Origin of the sequence: Cupriavidus sp. WS (assembly GCF_000395345.1) — a bacterium.
GTDB classification, from domain to species: domain Bacteria; phylum Pseudomonadota; class Gammaproteobacteria; order Burkholderiales; family Burkholderiaceae; genus Cupriavidus; species Cupriavidus basilensis_B.
Window position 1 is genome coordinate 1 of record NZ_AQPL01000041.1, and the last position, 18,788, is coordinate 18,788.

Annotated in this window: 13 protein-coding genes and 1 pseudogene; 3 read left to right on the plus strand and 11 right to left on the minus strand. The window is 69.4% G+C overall.

Translation table 11 applies throughout. From position 1 onward, the window contains the following. The first annotated feature begins 252 nt into the window (after positions 1 to 252). Positions 253 to 516, plus strand: a complete 264-nt coding sequence (locus tag K206_RS0104220) for a DUF1488 domain-containing protein (RefSeq protein WP_006159541.1) — start codon at positions 253 to 255, stop codon at positions 514 to 516. A gap of 199 nt (positions 517 to 715) precedes the next feature. On the opposite strand, the pseudogene K206_RS37485 reads toward K206_RS0104220, so the two are convergent. The 9 genes and pseudogenes from K206_RS37485 to folD all read right to left on the minus strand — a co-directional run bounded on the left by K206_RS37485 (position 716) and on the right by folD (position 11,394). Beyond that, a pseudogene (locus tag K206_RS37485) lies at positions 716 to 2,509 on the minus strand (SulP family inorganic anion transporter). Next, positions 2,506 to 2,955 (minus strand): homoprotocatechuate degradation operon regulator HpaR, encoded by a 450-nt coding sequence (gene hpaR, locus K206_RS0104230; protein WP_020201166.1) that lies wholly within the window; start codon positions 2,953 to 2,955, stop codon positions 2,506 to 2,508. Before hpaR ends, K206_RS37485 begins: the two are co-directional and overlap by 4 nt. Positions 2,956 to 3,052: 97 nt before the next feature. After that, a complete protein-coding gene (gene xth / locus K206_RS0104235; RefSeq protein WP_020201167.1) occupies positions 3,053 to 3,844 on the minus strand; it encodes an exodeoxyribonuclease III in 792 nt (263 codons plus the stop codon). 40 nt (positions 3,845 to 3,884) lie between these two features. Further along, positions 3,885 to 4,169: a DNA-binding transcriptional regulator gene (locus K206_RS0104240; protein WP_020201168.1), complete on the minus strand. Its 285-nt coding sequence runs from the start codon at positions 4,167 to 4,169 to the stop codon at positions 3,885 to 3,887. Next, on the minus strand, positions 4,166 to 4,522 hold the full coding sequence (locus tag K206_RS44230; RefSeq protein WP_020201169.1) for a type II toxin-antitoxin system RelE/ParE family toxin: 357 nt from the start codon (positions 4,520 to 4,522) through the stop codon (positions 4,166 to 4,168). Before K206_RS44230 ends, K206_RS0104240 begins: the two co-directional genes overlap by 4 nt. A 67-nt stretch (positions 4,523 to 4,589) precedes the next feature. Beyond that, on the minus strand, positions 4,590 to 7,322 hold the full coding sequence (locus tag K206_RS0104250) for a cation-translocating P-type ATPase (protein WP_081651313.1): 2,733 nt from the start codon (positions 7,320 to 7,322) through the stop codon (positions 4,590 to 4,592). A gap of 135 nt (positions 7,323 to 7,457) precedes the next feature. Then, entirely contained in the window at positions 7,458 to 8,171 is a 714-nt protein-coding gene (hutC, locus tag K206_RS0104255; protein ID WP_020201171.1) for a histidine utilization repressor, read from the minus strand. A gap of 186 nt (positions 8,172 to 8,357) precedes the next feature. Beyond that, positions 8,358 to 10,451: a M3 family metallopeptidase gene (locus K206_RS0104260; protein WP_020201172.1), complete on the minus strand. Its 2,094-nt coding sequence runs from the start codon at positions 10,449 to 10,451 to the stop codon at positions 8,358 to 8,360. Between the two features lie 91 nt (positions 10,452 to 10,542). Next, a complete protein-coding gene (gene folD, locus K206_RS0104265) occupies positions 10,543 to 11,394 on the minus strand; it encodes a bifunctional methylenetetrahydrofolate dehydrogenase/methenyltetrahydrofolate cyclohydrolase FolD (protein WP_020201173.1) in 852 nt (283 codons plus the stop codon). A gap of 147 nt (positions 11,395 to 11,541) precedes the next feature. Between folD and K206_RS0104270 the strand changes: the two genes are divergently transcribed. Next, the gene (locus tag K206_RS0104270; RefSeq protein ID WP_043365431.1) at positions 11,542 to 12,216 is read left to right on the plus strand and encodes an energy-coupling factor ABC transporter permease; all 675 of its coding nucleotides are present in this window, start codon (positions 11,542 to 11,544) and stop codon (positions 12,214 to 12,216) included. Positions 12,217 to 12,286: 70 nt separating this feature from the next. On the opposite strand, the gene K206_RS0104275 is transcribed toward K206_RS0104270, so the two are convergent. Then, on the minus strand, positions 12,287 to 12,919 hold the full coding sequence (locus K206_RS0104275; protein WP_020201175.1) for a response regulator transcription factor: 633 nt from the start codon (positions 12,917 to 12,919) through the stop codon (positions 12,287 to 12,289). Positions 12,920 to 13,042: 123 nt separating this feature from the next. Next, on the minus strand, positions 13,043 to 15,658 hold the full coding sequence (locus K206_RS0104280) for a PAS domain S-box protein (RefSeq protein WP_020201176.1): 2,616 nt from the start codon (positions 15,656 to 15,658) through the stop codon (positions 13,043 to 13,045). Positions 15,659 to 16,054: 396 nt separating this feature from the next. On the opposite strand from K206_RS0104280, the gene aceE reads away from it, so the two are divergent. Continuing rightward, positions 16,055 to 18,742, plus strand: a complete 2,688-nt coding sequence (gene aceE, locus K206_RS0104285; RefSeq protein ID WP_020201177.1) for a pyruvate dehydrogenase (acetyl-transferring), homodimeric type — start codon at positions 16,055 to 16,057, stop codon at positions 18,740 to 18,742. The last annotated feature ends 46 nt before the right edge of the window (positions 18,743 to 18,788 follow it).

Here is an 18,788-nt window from a genome sequence, read left to right on the forward strand (position 1 = left end):
ACTGAGCTAACGCCCCAACGAAGAAAGAGATTCTATCATCGTTTTTGAGTTTGTCAAACGTTTAGTGCTTTTTCTTCGTTCCGCGTTGGCGGCGCTTGCGCGGCGATCACGCATGAAGCCGGCGCACGCGGCGGGAACTTGCCCGCGCCTGCGGCGGTCACGTCCGGAGGCGAACGAAGCGTAGGCCTTTGCGGACGAGTCGGGCCGACCCATGTTAGGATGTTTTTTCACTTGCAATGGAGGGCTGTACCGATGGATATCAAGTTCCAAGAGCAAGAGCGTTACGATATCAACAATGAAGGCTTGCTGTTCCACGCCGTCGTCGACGGCCAACCCGTCACCTGCGTGGTGACGCGCGAGGCGCTGTGGGAAGGCTTCAGCGCCGACCAGGTGCTGTCGCTCGAAGAAGCTTTCCGCGCCGGGCGCGAGACCATCGAGCGCGCCGCCGTGGTGCTGATCGAGCAGGGCGCCGCACAGCCGGTGGTAGTCAAGCGCGCCCACGTGGCGCCGCTCTGAAACGGGTTTCAGTCCGGGCCGGTCATCGGTCCGATCCCGGGCGCCCGCTTCATGTGTTTGCGGCTGCCGGCGATTCGCCAGCAGTTGCCTGGCGCCGGATTCTCCGGCGTTTCTCTTTTCGTTTCACTCCCCGTCGCTACTAGCCGCCATCGTGCCGCATGCCGTGCCGCGTGCCGTGGCAATGCCGCATGCGCGCGCTTCATGCCGGCTGCACGGCGGCGCCGGGGCGGCTGGCGCATTCCTCGAAGATGCGCGCGCGGCAGGCGCGGCACACCGCCGGGTCGAGCCGGGCGATGATGGTGTGCAGGGCCTGCCGCTTGGTCGGGAAGATGTGGTCCTCGCCCAGCTTGGCGGTGAAGCCGGTCTGCTCCCAGGTCTGCAATACCTGCGTGCGCGGCCGGTGGAAATAGAGATCGCCGCCGGCCGCGCGCCGCTCGGTCAGTTCGCTCTCCCACATCTCGGCGCCGGCCAGGTCGATGAAGTTCATGCTCTTGGTCATGGCCAGCAGGTGGATCTGCCCGGGGTGCGCCGTGCGCGCGTGGTGCAGCCGGTCGGTGACGTACTGCACGGCGCCGAAGTAGATCGCGCCTTCCATGCGCAGCAGCTTCAGTTGCGGGCATTCCGGCTGCGGCCGGCGCAGTTCGTCGAGCGGGGTGAAGCGGCGCTCGGGGTCGTCCGCGTCCGGCACCAGGCTGCGCACGGCCGGGCGCGAGGTGCGGTAGAGATAGGCCACCAGCGACAGGATGGTGCCGAGCAGGACCGCCATCTCCAGGCGGATGGCGAGCGTGGCGGCGAACGTGCTGATGGCGATGGCGAACTCGGCGCGGCTCAGGCTGGCGATGCGCCGCAGCCGCGCGAAGTCGAACAGGCCCCACGCCACCAGCAGCAGCATCGCGGCAATCGCCGCCAGCGGAATCTGCGCCAGCAGCGGCGCGCTGGCCGTCACCAGCACGACCAGCAGCAGCGCCGAGAACACGCCGGCCAGCGGAGTCTGCGCGCCGGCCTCGTAGTTGGGCATCGAGCGGTTCAGCGAGCCGCACGAGATGTAGGCCGAGAACAGGCCGCCTGCGATGTTCGACAGGCCCTGGCCGATGAACTCGCGGTTGGCGTCGATATGCTGGCCCGAGCGCAGCGCCACCGCCTTGGCGATCGAGATCGACTGGCCCAGCGCCACGATGGTCAGCGCCGCGGCGATGCCCAGCAGGTCGGGCACGGCCTGCTAGGCAATGTCCGGCAGATGGAAGGGCGGGATTGCCGAGGGAATCGGCCCGACCACGTTGACGTGGCGCGCGCCCCGGCTCCAGCCCGGCGCGTTGAGCAGCAGGGCCGTGCCGTAGCCGGCCAGCAGGCCCAGCAGCATGAACGGCAGGCGGCGCCAGACGCGCTTCACGGCGAGCGTGACGGCCAGCGTGACCACCGCCACGGTAAACGCGCTCCAGTTGATGGCGGCGGCGTTGTCCAGCAGGAAGCGCACCACGCCGAAGGCGCTGGTGCCGGTGGGCACGGCCAGCCCGAACAGGTCCTTGAGCGCGTAGAGCCCGATCAGCGTCGCCGCGCCGCAGGTGAAGCCGAGCAGCACCGAGGGCGAGATGAAGTTGGCCAGCGAGCCCAGCCGCAGCGTGCCCACCGCCAGCTGCAGCACGCCGACCATGATGGTCACGGCCAGCGCGAGGTTGATGTAGGCCGGGCTGCCGGCGAAGGCCACCGGGCTCAACATGGCGAACAGCGCCAGCGAGTTGGCGTTGGTCGGCCCCGACATCACGTGCCAGCTCGAGCCGAACAGCGCGGCCACGATGCAGGGGATGACCGCCGCGTAGATGCCGTACTGGGGCGGCAGCCCGGCCAGCGTGGCGAAGGCCACGCCCTGCGGCAGCACCAGCACCGCGCCGAGCAGGCCGGCCACCAGGTCGGCGCGCAGCGAGGCGGCGCCGACCCGGTGGCGCCACGCCGGCAGCAGGCGCGCCAGCATCGCGCCGGGGCCGGCCGCGCTCATGCGCGCGGGTCCTTCGCGTCGAAGCTCTCCAGCAGTTCGTCGAGCGCGCCGTAGACCTTGCCGAGCCGCTCGGCGCCGATCATGCGCTCCAGCTCCGCGTAGCGCCGCTCGATCAGCGGCTCCATCGCGGCGATCATGGCGCGGCACTTGTCCGTCAGCGAGATCTGCTGGCGGCGCTGGTCGGTGGCGCAGCGCGAGCGCAGGATCAGGCCCGCCTCCTCCATGCTGGACAGCATCCGGGTCAGGCTGGGGCTGAGGATGAGGCAGGCGTCGGCGAGCTGGTTCGGCTCCATCTCGCCCTGCTCGTTGAGTGTGCGCACCACGCGCCATTGCTGCTCGGTCAGGCCGTGCTGGCGCAGGATCGGCCGGAAGCCGGCCATGAGCGTTTCGCGGGCCTGCAGCAGCAGGTGGGGCAGGTTGCGGTGGCGGAAGGTAGCCGGTTTCATGCCCGCCAGTGTAGCCGCGCGGAGGCCATCGCGCGAGCCGGTGGCGATACCGATGGCGCCGGCCGCGCGGGCCGGTTCCGCGCCGCGCCGCGCGGGCTCAATCCAGCGTGGCCACCACCGGCGTGTGGTCGGACGGCTGCTCCCAGGTGCGCGGCACGCGGTCGATCACGCAGCCGCGGCAGGCCTCGCGCAGCGCCGGCGACAGCAGGATATGGTCGATGCGCAGGCCGGCATTGCGGCGGAAGGCGAACATGCGGTAGTCCCACCACGAGAAGCTCTTCTCCGGCTGCTCGAACAGGCGGAACGCATCGGCCAGGCCCAGCGCCTCCAGCGCGCGGAACGCCTCCCGCTCCTGCGGCGACACCAGGTTCTGGCCTTCCCACTTGGCCGGATCGTGCACGTCGCGGTCCTCGGGCGCGATATTGAAGTCGCCCAGCAGCGCCAGCTTCGGGTACTTCGCCAGCTCGCCGCGCAGCCACGCCGTCATGGCGCGCAGCCAGTCGAGCTTGTAGACGAATTTGTCGGAGTCGGGCGCCTGGCCGTTGGGGAAATAGGCGCACACCAGGCGCACGTCGCCATAGGTGGCCGCCACCACGCGCTGCTGGGTGTCCTCGAAGCCGGGGATGTTGCGCACCACGTCGGCGGGCGCCGGCATGGTCGCGCCGCGCGCCAGGATCGCCACGCCGTTGTAGGTCTTCTGGCCGGTGAACACGCTGTGGAAGCCGGCGCTTTCCAGCTCGGCCAGCGGGTATTTGTCGTCCGGCATCTTCAGCTCCTGCAGGCACAGGGCGTCGATGGGCGTGTCGGCTTTTTCCTGCTCGTTCAGCCAGTCCAGCACCTGCGGCAGCCGGACCTTGAGCGAGTTGACGTTCCAGGTGGCGATTCTCATGGGATAGGGGAAACTCTTTTCATTTGATGTTGCTCCGCCGTCAGGCCAGAGCCTCGATGACAGCCTGCGGGTTGCGCTCGATCACGTTGAGCAGCACCAGCGCCGGGCCGCGCGGCGTGCGGTCGCCACGCTCCCAGTGCCGCAGGGTTGCCGTGGAAAAGCCGAAGCGCGCGGCGAACTGTTCCTGGGTCATGCCCACCTTGGCGCGCACGGCCTTCACGTCGATGGCGCGGGGGCGGTGCACGCGCACGCCGTGCTCGTCGCCCTTGGCGTGGGAGATGGCCTCTTGCAGGCCCTGCTTGATGCTTTCGAATGCCGTGCTCATGATGGTGTCCTTTCCTTCCAGATGCCTGTCAGCACATCGACCAGGCCGGCCAGTTCGTTGCGCTCGGCCTTGGTCAGGTTGGCCTTGTCACCCTTGGCGAAGAGCGTCAGCAGGTACAGCGGCATGCGGTCGTCATGGTAGTAGTAGATGACCCGCACGCCACCGCTCTTGCCCTGGCCGCCACGGCGCCAGCGCAGTTTGCGCACGCCGCCGGTGCCTTCCATGATGTCCCCGGCCCTGGGATGCCCGGCGAGGTAGTCGATCAGGTCCTGGCGTTCTTCCGCGCTCAGGAGCTTGTCGGCCAACCGGCTGTACGTGGGCAGTTCGGCAATGCCGCGCAGGGCGTCGTTCATGGCCCATTCTAATCCATTGGATTAGCTTTCTCAAGGGCAACCCCAGCCTTGCCATTTTCCCCGGCAGTCAGTGCGCCGGCGCCGCGGTCCCGCCGGCCTGGGCGGCCCGCGCCGCGCGGGCATTGCGCCTGGCCTTGCCGGCCTCCACGGCGACCGCCACGATGGCCGCCGCGCCGACCGACACCGCCAGTTCCAGCGCATCCAGCGGCCGGGTGTGGAGCAGCGCCTGGAACACCGGCAGATAGATTACCGCGAGCTGCAGGCACAGGGTGAGCAGGACCGCGCCGAGCAGCGGCAGGTTGGTGGCCAGCGGCAGCCGCCACAGCGGGACGTGCTCCGAGCGGATCGCCATCACGTGCGCCATCTGCGCCAGCGTCAGCGTGGTGAACACCATCGTCTGCCAGCCGTCGCGGTCCTGGCCGAGGGCCCATGCCTGGACGCCCAGCGAGACCAGGCCGATCAGCAGGCCGATCCCGAGGATGTGCTGCCACATGCCGTGCGCGAAGAGGCTCTCGCGCGGATGGCGGGGCGGCCGGCGCATGACGTCCGCCTCGGCGGGCTCGGCGGCGAGCGCCAGGCCCGGCAAGCCGTCGGTGACGAGGTTGATCCACAGGATCTGCGCCGGCAGCAGCGGGATGGGCAGCAGGAACAGCGGCGCCAGGGTGATGACCCAGAGCTCGCCCGAGTTGCCCGTCATCGCATAGCGGACGAACTTGCGGATGTTGTCGTAGATGCGGCGCCCCTCGCGCACGGCGGCCACCACGGTGGCGAAGTTGTCGTCGAGCAGCACCAGGCTGGCGGCTTCCCGGGCGATGTCGGTGCCCTGCCTGCCCATCGCCACGCCGATGTCGGCGCGCTTGAGCGCGGGCGCGTCGTTGATGCCGTCGCCGGTCATGGCGACGAAGTGGCCAAGGTCCTGCAGCGCTTCGACGATGCGCAGCTTCTGCTCGGGATCGACCCGCGCGTAGACCCGGACGTGGGCGACGGCGGCCAGCAGCGCCGCGCGGTCGAGCTGCGCCAGGGCGGCGCCGGTGAGGACCTCGCCGCCGTGCTCGCCGAGGATGCCGAGCATGCGGGCGATGGCCAGCGCGGTCTCGGGATGGTCGCCGGTGATCATCACCGGCATGATGCCGGCGGTGACGCAGTCGCGCACCGCGGCCGCCGCTTCCGGGCGCGGCGGATCGAACAGCGCCACCAGGCCGAGAAAGGTCAGCGACGACTCGGCGCCGGCCACGGCATCGGGGGCGGGCAAGGCATCGTGCTCGCGCATGGCCAGGGCCAGCACCCGCAGGCCCTGCGCGGCCAGGGCCTGCGCGTCATGCAGCGCGTCATGCAGTGCGGCTCGCGGCGCCATCGGCAGCGTGCCGTCCGCGGTCTGGCGCGAGGTGCAGCACGGTATCACCGACTCCGGCGCGCCCTTGGTGAAGGCGATGTAGCCGGCGGCCTGGCGATGGAAGGTGGTCATGCGCTTGCGCGCCGCGTCGAAGGGCTGCTCCTGCACGCGCGGCAGCCGCGCCTCCAGCGCCAGCTTGTCGATGCCGGCGGCGGACGCGGCATCCGCCAGGGCGGTCTCGGTCGGGTCGCCAATCCAGGTGGTGCTGATGTCGGTGCCGGCGTCGGGATCGGGGCGCGCGTCGTTGCACAGCGCGGCGGCGACCAGCAACTGGCGCTGGCAGGGGGTGGCCAGCGCCTCGCCCGGCAGCCACGGCCGGGCGTCGGCGAGCAGGCGTTCCAGCCGCATGCGGTTCTGCGTCAGCGTCCCGGTCTTGTCGGTGCAGATCACCGTCACCGATCCCAGGGTCTCGACCGAGGACAGCTTGCGCACCAGCGCCTTGCGGGTGGCCATTTTCCTGGCGCCGAGCGCGAGGATGATGGCGACGACGGCCGGCAGCGCCTCCGGGATCGCGGCCACGCCGAGGCTGATCGCCGTGAGCAGCATCAACACGGGCGGCTCGCCGCGCAGCAGGCCCAGCCAGAATACCGCCACGCACAGCAGCAGGATGGCCACCGAGAGCCGCCAGCTGAACGCGGCCAGCCGCTTCTGCAGTGGGGTGTCCGGCCGCGCGGGCGCGAGGTGCCGCGCCAGCTTGCCGAGCTCGGTGCCGGTGCCGGTGGCGACCACGATGCCGCGGCCGTGGCCCTGCGTGACCGAGGTGCCGAGGTAGGCCATGTTGTGGCGGTCGCCGAGCGTGGCGGCCGGCGCGGCGATGGCCTCCGCGTGCTTGGCGACGGTGGCCGACTCGCCGGTCAGCGCCGATTCGTCAGCCATCAATTGCGCCACCTCCACCAGGCGCAGGTCCGCGGGAACCTGGTTGCCCGCCTCGAGCAGGACCACGTCGCCCGGAACCAGCTCGTGCGCCGGAATGGCATGCGGGTGGCCGCCGCGCAGCACGGTGGCCTGCGCCGCCGCCAGTTGCTGCAATTGCGCCAGGGCCCGGTCGGCGCGCCAGGTCTGGCTCAGCCCGAGCGCGGTCGTCATCAGCACGATGGCCAGGATGACCAGGGCGTCCAGCTTGTCGCCGAGGATCGCGGAGGCGATGGCCGCGATGACCAGTATCACCACCATCGGGTCGGCCAGCTGGGCCGCCGCCAGGGCGAGCACGCTGCGGCGCGGCGCCGCCTGCAATGCGTTCGGCCCGTGCTCGCGCGCGCGTTGCGCCGCCTGTTCGCTGTCCAGCCCGCGCGCCGGATCGACCGCGTATTCGCGTGCCACCTCATGGCATTCGCGGGCATGCCAGGGAGTGGCGCCGGTTGCGCCGGAAGGCGTGCCGGCGGCTGGGGTCGATGGCGATGAAGACAATGGAGGCGCTCCCGGGCAATCGCCTCGGCGGGGCTGGCCCGCGCCGGCGACGGCCGCTGTGTCGGGGTGGATGTAATCCGTTACAGCATAGGACGCGCGGGCGCGCCGGCATTGATGTGACGCAAGCCGGTGCCGTCAGGGCTTGAACGAGCCCTCGATGGTGTAGCGCGAGCCGGGATGCACCAGGCGCGCCAGCGTGATCGGCGAGCCCTGGCTTTCGGTGCGGCGGACCACGATCAGGCACGGCTCGCTGGCCTTGATGCCGAGCAGCCGCGCCTCTTCCGCGGTGGGCAGCTGCGCTTCGATGGAGTACTGGGCCTCCCACAGCGGCGCCACGGCCAGCAGGTAGTTGGTGGGCGTGGTCCGGGTGAAGTCCACGCCGAGGTAGTCCGGCGCGCGCGCGGGATTGACGTAGCGGTCTTCGCACAGCAGCGGCACGCCGTTCTCGCTGTGGACGATGAGCGTGTGGAAGACCTGGCTGCCGACCGGCAGGCCGATGCGCGGGGCGAGCGCCTCGCTGACCGTCTCGGCCCTCGCCAGGTGCACGTCGGAGCGGTGCTTGTGGCCGCGCTCGGTGATCTCGTCGTGGAGGTCGCGGATGGTCAGCGTGGACGAGGCGCGGTAGGGCTGGCTGGCGAAGGTGCCCACGCCCTGCACGCGCTCGACCAGTCCCTCGGCCTGCAGCTCCCGCACCGCGCGGTTGGCGGTCATGCGGCTGACGCCGAACTGGGTCACGAGCTCGGATTCCGACGGCATCAGCGTGCCCGGCGGCCAGCGGCCCGCGCTTAGGCCTTCCTTGAGGTAGTTCTTGATGTGCGCGTAGGCGGCGGCGGGAGGGAGGTAGCTCATGGCCCGCATCTTACTTGACCGGGCTTGTCTAGCCAATTCGGACCGGCGCGCCGGACTGGCGCGCGCGTGCGCCGCGCGGGTCGCTTCGGGGCGCTTCCTGGGCTGCTTTCCGGGTCGCTTTTCGAGTCGTCTCCCGGGCGCCGGCGCGGCTCCGGCCGGATGCCGGGGCCGCGCCATGCGCCGGGATCACGCCACGGCCATGCCGCCGTGGCGCAGCAGCGCATCGATCTGCGGCGCGCGGCCGCGGAACGCCGTGAACGACTCCATCGCCGGGCGGCTGCCGCCGACCGAGAGGATCTCGCGGCGGTAGCGCGCGCCGGTCTCGGCGTCGAGCACGGAGCCCGACAGCCCGGCGGCTTCCTCGAAGGCCGCGTACACGTCGGCGGACAGCACCTCGGCCCACTTGTAGCTGTAGTAGCCGGCCGCGTAGCCGCCCGCGAAGATGTGGCTGAAGGTGTTCGGCCAGCGCGACAGCGGGTGCTGCGGCACCACGTGGGCGTGGTCGTTGATCTCGCGCGACAGCGCCAGCACGGACTTCTCGCCGGCGGGGTCGAAGTCGGTGTGCAGGTGCATGTCGAACGACGAGAACACGATCTGGCGCAGCGTCATCATGCCGTTCTGGAAGTTCCTGGCGGCCAGCATGCGCTCGAACAGCGCGCGCGGCAGCGGCTCGCCGGTGTCGGCGTGCGCGGTCATGCCGGTCAGCACCTCGTATTCCCAGCAGAAGTTCTCCATGAACTGCGAGGGCAGCTCCACCGCGTCCCATTCCACGCCGTTGATGCCGGACACGCCCAGCTCGCCCACCTGGGTGAGCATGTGGTGCAGGCCGTGGCCGAATTCGTGGAACAGCGTGATGACTTCGTCATGGGTGAACAGCGCGGGTTTGCCGCCGACCGGCGCCGAGAAATTGCAGGTCAGGTAGGCCACCGGCGTCTGCACGCGGCCGTCGCCGAGCAGCTTGCGGCCGCGCGCGTCGTCCATCCAGGCGCCGCCGCGCTTGCCTTCGCGGGCGTACAGGTCGATGTAGAACTGCGCCAGCAGGTTGCCTTCGGGCGAGACCACGCGGAAAAAGCGCACGTCCTGGTGCCAGGTCTGGGCCTGGTCGGCCTCGATGCGCACCGAGAACAGCTTCTCGACCACGCCGAACAGGCCCTTGAGCACCTGCGGCTCGGGGAAGTATTGCTTGACCTCCTGCTCGGAGAAGGCGTAGCGCTGCTCGCGCAGCTTTTCCGAGGCGTAGGCCACGTCCCACGGCGCCAGCTCCGCCAGGCCCAGCTCGCCGGCGGCGAAGGCCTTGAGCTCGTCCCAGTCCTTCTCGGCGAACGGGCGCGCGCGCGCGGCCAGCTCGTCGAGGAAGCGCAGCACCTCGGCCGGCGACTCCGCCATCTTGGGCACCAGCGAGACCTCGCCGTAAGAGGCGTAGCCGAGCAGGTGCGCCTCTTCCTGGCGCAGCGCCAGCTGCTCGCGCATGTTGTCGGTGTTGTCCCATTCGGCCTTGCCCTGGCCGTATTGCCCGGCCAGCTCGGACGCGCGGGTCACGCTGGCCTGGTACATGGTCTGGCGCAGCGCGCGGTCGTCGGCGTACTGCAGCACCGGGAAGTAGGACGGAAAGTGCAGCGTGAACTTCCAGCCGGCCTTGCCGTCCTTCTCGGCGGCGGCGCGCGCGGCTTCCAGCGCGTCGGCGGGAATGCCGGACAGGCGGCTTTCGTCCTCGATCACCAGCGCGTAGGCGTTGGTGGCGTCGAGCACGTGATCCGAGAACGCCTTGGACAACTGCGCCTGCTGTTCCTGGATGGCGGCGAAGCGCGGCTTCTTGTCTTCCGGCAGCTCGGCGCCGCCCAGGCGGAAGCCGCGCAGCTCGTTCTCCATCAACTGGCGCCGCGCCGCGCTCATGGCGGCGAACTCGGGGCTGGCGGCGATCGCCTTGTACTTATCGTACAGCGCCAGGCTCTGGCCCAGCGAGGACCAGAACTCGGTCATGCGCGGCAGGTTGTCGGCGTGCGCCTGGCGCAACGCCGGCGTATCCGCCACCGCGCTCAGGTGGCCGACCACGCCCCAGGCGCGCCCGAGCGGCTCGGTGGCGGTTTCGAGCGCTTCCACGGCGCTGGCCCAGGTGGCCGGGGTGGCGGGGTCCTCGGCGCGCTCGACCGCGGCCTGCGCGGTGGCCAGCAGCGTGTCCAGCGCCGGCCCGATGTGTTCGGGGCGGATCTCGGAGAAACGGGGCAGGTCGGTAAAGTCCAGCAGCGGATTGGCGGCGTTGGCGGTGGCGGCTTGGTCCATGACGTCTCTCTTGGCGGGGCCCATAAAGGCAATACCCCGCACATTGGGGCGGGGCGGGGTTTTTCCAGTACCGCGGCGGCGCGTGCGGCGTTCAGCCGGCGGCGCGCTCGGCGGCTTCCAGCGTGTTGATGAGCAACATGGTGATGGTCATCGGGCCGACGCCGCCGGGCACCGGCGTGATATAGCCGGCCACTTCCCTGACGCCGTTGAAGTCCACGTCGCCGCACAGCTTGCCGTTGTCGTCGCGGTTCATGCCCACGTCGATCACGGCCGCGCCGGGCTTGACCATGTCGGCCGTGATGATGTTGCGGCGCCCCACGGCGGCCACGATCACGTCGGCCTCGCGGGTGTGCGCGGCCAGGTCGCGCGTCTTGCTGTTGCAGATGGTGACGGTGGCGCCGGCCTGCAGCAGCAGCATCGCCATCGGCTTGCCGACGATGTTGGAGGCGCCCACCACCACGGCGCGCGCGCCGCGCAGCGGGAACTGCACCGATTCGAGCATCTTCATGCAGCCGTAGGGCGTGCACGGGCGGAACAGCGGCGCGCCGGTCATCAGGGCGCCGGCATTGGCCACGTGGAAGCCGTCCACGTCCTTTTCAGGAGCGATCGCCTCGAGCACTTTGTGGCTGTCGATATGCTTGGGCAGCGGCAACTGCACCAGGATGCCGTGGATGTTCGGGTCGCGGTTCAGGGCGTCGATGCGGGCCAGCAGGTCGGCTTCGCTCAGGTCGGCCGGATAGCGGTCCAGCGAGGAGTGGAAGCCGTTGTCGTCGCAGGCCTTCACCTTGTTGCGCACGTAGACCTGGCTGGCCGGGTCCTCGCCGACCAGGATCACGGCCAGGCCCGGGCGGTGGCCGCGCTCGGTGAGGCGGGCGGCGCGCTGGGCGGCTTCCGTGCGGAGTTGCTTGGCAAGGGCGTTGCCGTCGATCAGTTGGGCTGGCATGGGGATGGGAGGGGGAAGGTGGGGAAACAGGGAACAAAGCGGAATTATAAAGGTTGACGCAACCCGGGGCGAACTCGGCGGGGGCGCTGGTAGCATCTGCCCATGCATGTACCGATCGATTCACTGAGCGAGGCGCTGGCCCGCCTGATGGCGCCGGACGGCCCGGCCGCGCAGGCCTGGCTGGCGGCGTGCGGGCTGGCCGGGCTGGCCTGGGCGCTGTGGCGCCGGCCCTGGCACCTGCTGCGGCGCGGCGACCTCCAGCACGGCTGGCTGGGCGCGCTGCTGTTCGTGACGCTGCTGTGGACGGCGCGCGTGGCGCTGCCGGGCGGGCTGGTGTTCCAGTTGTTCGGTGCCACGCTGATGGTGACGCTGTTCGGGCTGCCGCTGGCGCTGCTGTCGCTGTTCGTGGTGGACCTGGTGTCGCTGCTCGGCCTGGGCTACCTGGCCGGCGCGAGCTGGAGCGGCGTCGACTGGGCGGCGCTGTGGCCGCGCTATGTGTGGATGGGCCTGCTGCCGGCGCTGCTGTCGGCGGCGCTGCAGGGCGCCATGCGCCGGTTGCTGCCGCGCCATCCGTTCGTCTTCATCCTCGGCCACGGCTATTTCGCCGCCGGGCTGGCGGCGCTGGGCGCCGGCGCGGCGCGCGCCGTGTGGCACAGCTACGGCGCGCGCGGCGGCGTGCTGACGCTGCCCGACACGCTCACCGCGGTGCTGATCCTGGCGTTCGGCGAGGCATTCCTCACCGGCATGCTGGTGGCGGTGTTCGTGGTCTACAAGCCGCAATGGGTCGTGACCTTCCGCGACGAGGAATATCTGAAGGGATAAGAAGGCGGGGCGGCCGCCGGTGATCCGGCGGCGGGTTGCGGCGGCCCCGTTGCGGGACCGCGGGCGGGGCTCAGGCGTTTTTCGACAGCGCCAGGCGCAGCAGGTCGGCCACGGTGTTGACGTTGAGCTTTTCCATGATGTTGGCGCGGTGCGCCTCCACGGTCTTGATGGAAATGCCCAGGTCGTCGGCGATCTGCTTGTTCAGGCGGCCGGCCACGATGCGCTCGAGCACCTGCTGCTCGCGCGTGGTGAGCTTGCCCAGCAGGTCCTTGGCGGCGCGCTGCTCGCGCGCGGCGGAGTGGTCGGTGCGCGCCTTCTGCAGCATGCGCTCCACCAGCGAGCGCAGCTCGGACTCGTCGAACGGTTTCTCGATGAAGTCGATCGCGCCTTTCTTCATGGTGGACACCGCCATCGGCACGTCGCCGTGGCCGGTGATGAAGACGATCGGGATGTTGATGTTCTCCGCGATCATGCGCTCCTGCAGCTCCGGCCCGCTCATGCCCGGCATGCGCACGTCCAGGATCAGGCACGAGACCTGGCCGGCGTCGTAGGCGGAGAGAAACTGTTCGGCGCTGGTAAAGCTGCGAACCTGGTAGCCATTGCCCTCCAGCAGCCAGGTCAGCGAGTCGCGCATGGCTTCGTCGTCGTCGACGATGAAGACGGTTTCGCCGCGGTGGGAGGTGGGGTTTGGCGTCACGTTCATGAAGTCTCCTGGGACATCGAAGTCATTTGCCGCCAAGTGTAACCGGCCCGGGCGGCTAGCAACAGGGGCCGGCGCCCGGCGCGGGCGCCCGGACTGCCGCGTTGCCGGGGCGCCACCGCGGCGCTACTGTTCAGCCAGCGCCGGCAGCAGCGGCAGCATGATCTTGAAGGTGCAGCCGATGCCGTCGGCATTGTTCTCCACCCACAGCCGTCCCTGGTGGGACTCGATGATGGAGCGGCAGATGTTCAGGCCCATGCCCATGCCGTCCGACTTGGTGCTGAAGAACGGCTCGAACAGCCGCTCCTTGGTGGCCTCGTCCACGCCCGGGCCCTGGTCGATCACGTCGATGCGCACGATCTGGCCGAACTCGCCGGGCTCCACGCGCGCGTGCAGGCGCACCACGCCGGTCGAGCGCATGGCGGGCAGGCCGGCCATCGCTTCCACCGCGTTCTTGAGCAGGTTGACCAGCACCTGCTCGATCAGCACCGGGTCCACGTACAGCAGCAGCGGCGGCGCCGGCAGGCGGGTCAGGATGGTCACGCGGCGGCGCGTGGCTTCCAGGTCGGCCAGGCCCACCGCATCGGCCACGATGTCGTGCAGCGCGGCCTCGCGCCGCTGCGGCTGGCTGCGCTTCACGAAGCCGCGGATGCGGCTGATGATGGTGCCGGCGCGCACCGCCTGCGCCGAGGTCTTTTCCAGGATCGGGATCAGGTCCTCGGCGTTGCTGCGTCCGGAATTGAGCCGCGCCACCGCGCCCATGCAGTAGTTGTTGATGGCGGCCAGCGGCTGGTTGAGCTCGTGCGCCAGCGACGAGGCCATCTCGCCCATCGTGGTCAGGCGGCTGGTGAACTGCAGGCGCTCCTCGTGCTGGCGCGTCATTTCTTCGGCCGCCTTGCGCACCGTGATGTCGGTGGCGATCTGCATCTGCGCCAGGTGGCCGTCCACCCACTGGATATAGCGGCGGCGCACCTCGAACCACTTCTGCATGTCGGGCACGAAGACCTCGCGCGCGTCCGACGAGTACGGCATCAGCTCCGACGCCGGCAGCCCGGCGTAGGCGTCGATGTAGTCGGTGGCGTCGCTCGACACCTGTTCCTTGTCGACCTCGCCGCCGGCCAGCTTGAGGTGGCCCTCGGCCTCCCAGCCGAACAACTGGCGGTAGTAGCGGTTGGCGAACAACAGCTCGGCCTTGTCCGTGGCCAGCACCGACACGGCCGCGTCCAGGCTTTCCAGCACGGTGGTGAAGCGGTCGTGCGCGGCGGCCAGCTCCTCGCGCGCGCGCTTGGGCTCGGTGATGTCCGTCATCGAGCTCATCCAGCCGGTATGGCGGCCGCGGCTGTCCACCAGCGGCGACACGTACATGCGCGCGTGGAAGCTGCTGCCGTCGCGGCGCATCACGCGCATCTCGTAGCCGCTGGCCGGCGACTTGCCCTGCAGCGTGAGGTCGATCTGCTTCTGCATTTCCTGCTGGTCGTTGGGCGGCCAGTAGGGGAAGGGCGGCATGCGCCCGACCAGCTCGGTGTCCTGCCAGCCGGTCATGCGGCAGAACGCCGGGTTGACGTAGGTAATGCGGCCGTTCAGGTCGAGCGCGCGCAGCCCGATCAGCATGGAGTTTTCCATCGCCCGGCGGAACGAGGTCTCGGCCAGCAGCGCGCGCTGCGCCTCGGAGCGGCGGCTGGTATGGCGCCACATGCTCCACAGGCTCCACAGCAGGAAGCACGACAGCCCCACCACCAGCCACAGCAGCATGTTGTTGGGCAGGTTGGAGGCGGGCGGGTAGGCGTCGGCGCGCAGCGACAGCGAATGCCCGGGCGGGTCGAGCAGCACCTCGTAGGACAACGCGTTGCCCGGCACCGGCCGCAGCGAGGTGCTGGCGCGGATCTGGTTGTTCTTGTCGATCAGCGAGAAGCGGTAGCGCTCGGTCAGCTCGGGCGGCAGCAGGTGGGTGAGGATGCCGTTGATCGAGTAGAGCGCGCCGAGCGTGCCGAGGAACTCGTTGTCGCGCACGATCGGCACTTCCATCAGCATGAAGCTGTCGCCGCGGTCGTTGACCAGCGGGCGCGAGTACACCACGCGCTGGGTCTCGCGCGCGGCGTCGAAGGTGTCGAGCACCTCGGGCTCGAGCGGCTGGTCCTGGGTCTCGCGCAGCCGGTTGGCGAACTCGGAGGTGGAGGGCAGCGACCAGCGCCCGCGGTGGGTGGCGTCGAGCCAGTTGACGAAGACGATCTCGGGGTTCTCGCGCAGGATTTCCTGGGCCGCGGTGCGGTAGGCGCCCTGGTCGAGCTGCGCGGCGGCGATGTCGCGCGCCAGCGAGGCCATCTGGTCCTGGTTGCTCAGCAGGGACAGGCGCACGCGCTGCTGGGCCCAGGCCGCGTCGCGGTAGAGCGCGTCGCGCTGCTGCTGGCGCTCGGTCTCGTGCAGCGACCACAGGATCACGCCCATCGCCGCCGTGAACAGCACGATCGCCACCAGCGGGATGAACATGAACCAGCTGGTCGCCACCAGGTTGCGCCAGCGCAGCCACCACAGGCCGCGCGGCGGGCCGCTCACGGCGGCCGGCTCGTCGGCGTGGCCGAGCGATTCGAGCGGCGGCAGCGGCGGCAGCGGTGCGAGCGGCGTGAGCGGGCCGGGCGGCGCGGCCGCGGCGGAGTCGCCGCTGGCCGCCTGGGCGGTGCCGGAAGCGGAGGGCGGCACGATGGCGGTGCGCAGGCGGGACAGAAAATCGATGAGGGAAGGCATGGCGGGATTGACGACTGACGAGCCAGTGTAGCGGGATTGCCGTGCCGCGTCGCTTGGGGTAAGCGCCAATGCGGCACTGCGTCATTCCTGCCGACGAGGGTACCGCCGCGAAGCCCCTGCCCGCAAGGCTTCGCGCCGCCCGTGATGCGCCGCCGCAATATTCCGCATTATGAGAAACAATATCGCAATTTGAAAATTTGGCTTGTCTTGCCCTATCTGCTTCCATAGAATCGGTGCGACCGAAAAGCACGGACGGCGGGGCTGCGCCTGCTGCAGGCGACAGTGCCTGGCAGGGTTTTCGCAGGGCCCGCGCCGTACCGTAGCGACACCGTCAGGACGGGGTTCCCACGACACCAATCCGGGAGCGCCGCGGCATGCATTCACCAGGAGACAGTCATGTCAGCTGTACCAGAGCAGATTCTCGGCGCCAGCAGCGCCAACGACGCCGATCCCCAGGAAACCCACGAATGGCTTGCCGCCCTGCAGGGCGTGCTGGCCGCCGAAGGCACCGAACGCGCCGCCTTCCTGATCGACAAGCAGATCGAATACGCGCGCGTGAACGGCGTCACCCAGCCGTTCCACGCCGAGACGCAGTACATCAACACCATCCCGGTCGAGCAGCAGGCCCACATCCCCGGCGACCAGGACGTCGAGCACCGCATCCGCTCGTACACGCGCTGGAACGCGATGGCGATGGTGCTGCGCGCCAACAAGCACACCAACGTCGGCGGCCACATCTCGTCGTTCGCCTCGGCGGCCACGCTGTATGACGTCGGCTACAACCACTTCTGGCACGCTCCGTCCGAGAACCACGGCGGCGATCTCGTGTTCGTGCAGGGCCACTCGGCTCCGGGCGTGTATTCGCGCGCCTTCCTGCTCGGCCGCCTGACCACCGAGCAGCTCGACAACTTCCGCCAGGAAGTGGACGGCAAGGGCATCTCGTCCTACCCGCACCCGTGGCTGATGCCGGACTTCTGGCAGTTCCCGACCGTGTCGATGGGCCTGGGCCCGATCATGGCCATCTACCAGGCCCGCTTCATGAAGTACCTGGACAGCCGCGGCCTGGCCAAGGCCGGCGACCGCAAGGTCTGGGCCTTCCTCGGCGACGGCGAGACCGACGAGCCGGAGTCGCTCGGCGCGATCGGCATGGCCGGGCGCGAGAAGCTCGACAACCTGGTCTTCGTCATCAACTGCAACCTGCAGCGCCTGGACGGCCCGGTGCGCGGCAACGGCAAGATCATCCAGGAACTGGAGTCCGAATTCCGCGGTTCCGGCTGGAACGTCATCAAGGTGGTGTGGGGCAGCCGCTGGGATTCGCTGCTGGCGCGCGACACCAAGGGCCTGCTGATGAAGCGCATGATGGAATGCGTGGACGGCGAATACCAGACCTTCAAGGCCAAGGACGGCGCCTACGTGCGCGAGTTCTTCTTCAACACGCCGGAACTCAAGGCGATGGTGGCCGACTGGTCCGACGACGACATCTGGCGCCTGAACCGCGGCGGCCACGATCCGCACAAGATCTACGCCGCCTACAAGGCCGCCAGCGAGCACAAGGGCCAGCCCACGCTGATCCTGGCCAAGACCATCAAGGGCTATGGCATGGGCGATGCCGGCCAGGCCATGAACGTGGCCCACCAGCAGAAGAAGATGCCGGTGGAGGCCATCCGCACGTTCCGCGACCAGTTCAACATCCCGGTCGCCGACGACAAGATCGAGGAAGTGCCGTACCTCACCTTCGAGGAAGGCTCGAAGGAACTCGAATACATGCGCGCGCGCCGCATGGAGCTGGGCGGCTACCTGCCGGCCCGCCGCCTCAAGGCCGCGCCGCTGCCGATCCCCGAGCTGTCCGCGTTCGACGCGCTGCTCAAGGCCACCGGCGAAGGCCGCGAAGTGTCCACCACGATGGCCTTCGTGCGCATCCTGAACACGCTGCTCAAGGACAAGCAAATCGGCAAGCACGTGGTGCCCATCGTGCCGGACGAGTCGCGCACCTTCGGCATGGAAGGCCTGTTCCGCCAGGTCGGCATCTGGAACCAGGAAGGCCAGAAGTACGTGCCGCAGGACCATGACCAGCTGATGTTCTACAAGGAATCGCAGACTGGCCAGGTGCTGCAGGAAGGCATCAACGAAGCCGGCGCCATGTGCGACTGGATCGCCGCCGCCACGTCGTACTCGACGCACGGCGTGCAGATGATCCCGTTCTACATCTACTACTCGATGTTCGGCATCCAGCGCATCGGCGACCTGTGCTGGGCCGCGGGCGACATGCGCTCGCGCGGCTTCCTGCTGGGCGGCACCTCGGGCCGCACCACGCTCAACGGCGAAGGCCTGCAGCACGAAGACGGCCACTCGCACGTGTTCCACGCCGCCATTCCGAACTGCATCTCCTACGACCCGACCTTCCAGTACGAGCTGGCGGTGGTGATGCAGGACGGCATGCGCCGCATGTACGTGGAGCAGGAAGACGTCTATTACTACCTGACGGTGATGAACGAGAACTACGAGCATCCGGAAATGCCGGCTGGCGTGGAGCGCGACATCGTCAAGGGCATGTACCAGTTCCGCAAGGGCGTGGAGAACAGCAACGCGCCGCGCGTGCAGCTGCTGGGCTCGGGCACGATCTTCCGCGAGGTCATCGCCGCGGCCGAGCTGCTCAAGAAGGACTGGGGCGTGGAGTCGGACCTGTGGAGCTGCCCGAGCTTCACCGAGCTGGCCCGCGAAGGCCACGACGCCGAGCGCTTCAACCTGCTGCACCCGACCGAGACGCCGCGCGAGTCGTTCGTCGCGCAGAAGCTCAAGGGCGTGCGCGGCCCGGTGATCGCCTCGACCGACTACGTCCGCGCGTTCGCCGAGCAGATCCGTTCGTTCGTGCCGCGCCGCTACGTGGTGCTGGGCACCGACGGCTTCGGCCGCTCGGATACCCGCGAGAAGCTGCGCCACTTCTTCGAGGTGGACCGCCACTGGGTGGCGCTGGCCGCACTGAAGGCGCTGGCCGACGAAGGCGCGATCGGCCGCGACAAGGTGGCCGAAGCCATCAAGAAGTACAACCTCGACCCCAGCAAGCCGAACCCGATGTCGGTCTAAGCCGGCTGACTGCACGAAACCCCCGCAGGAGCGGCAGCCGCGCCGG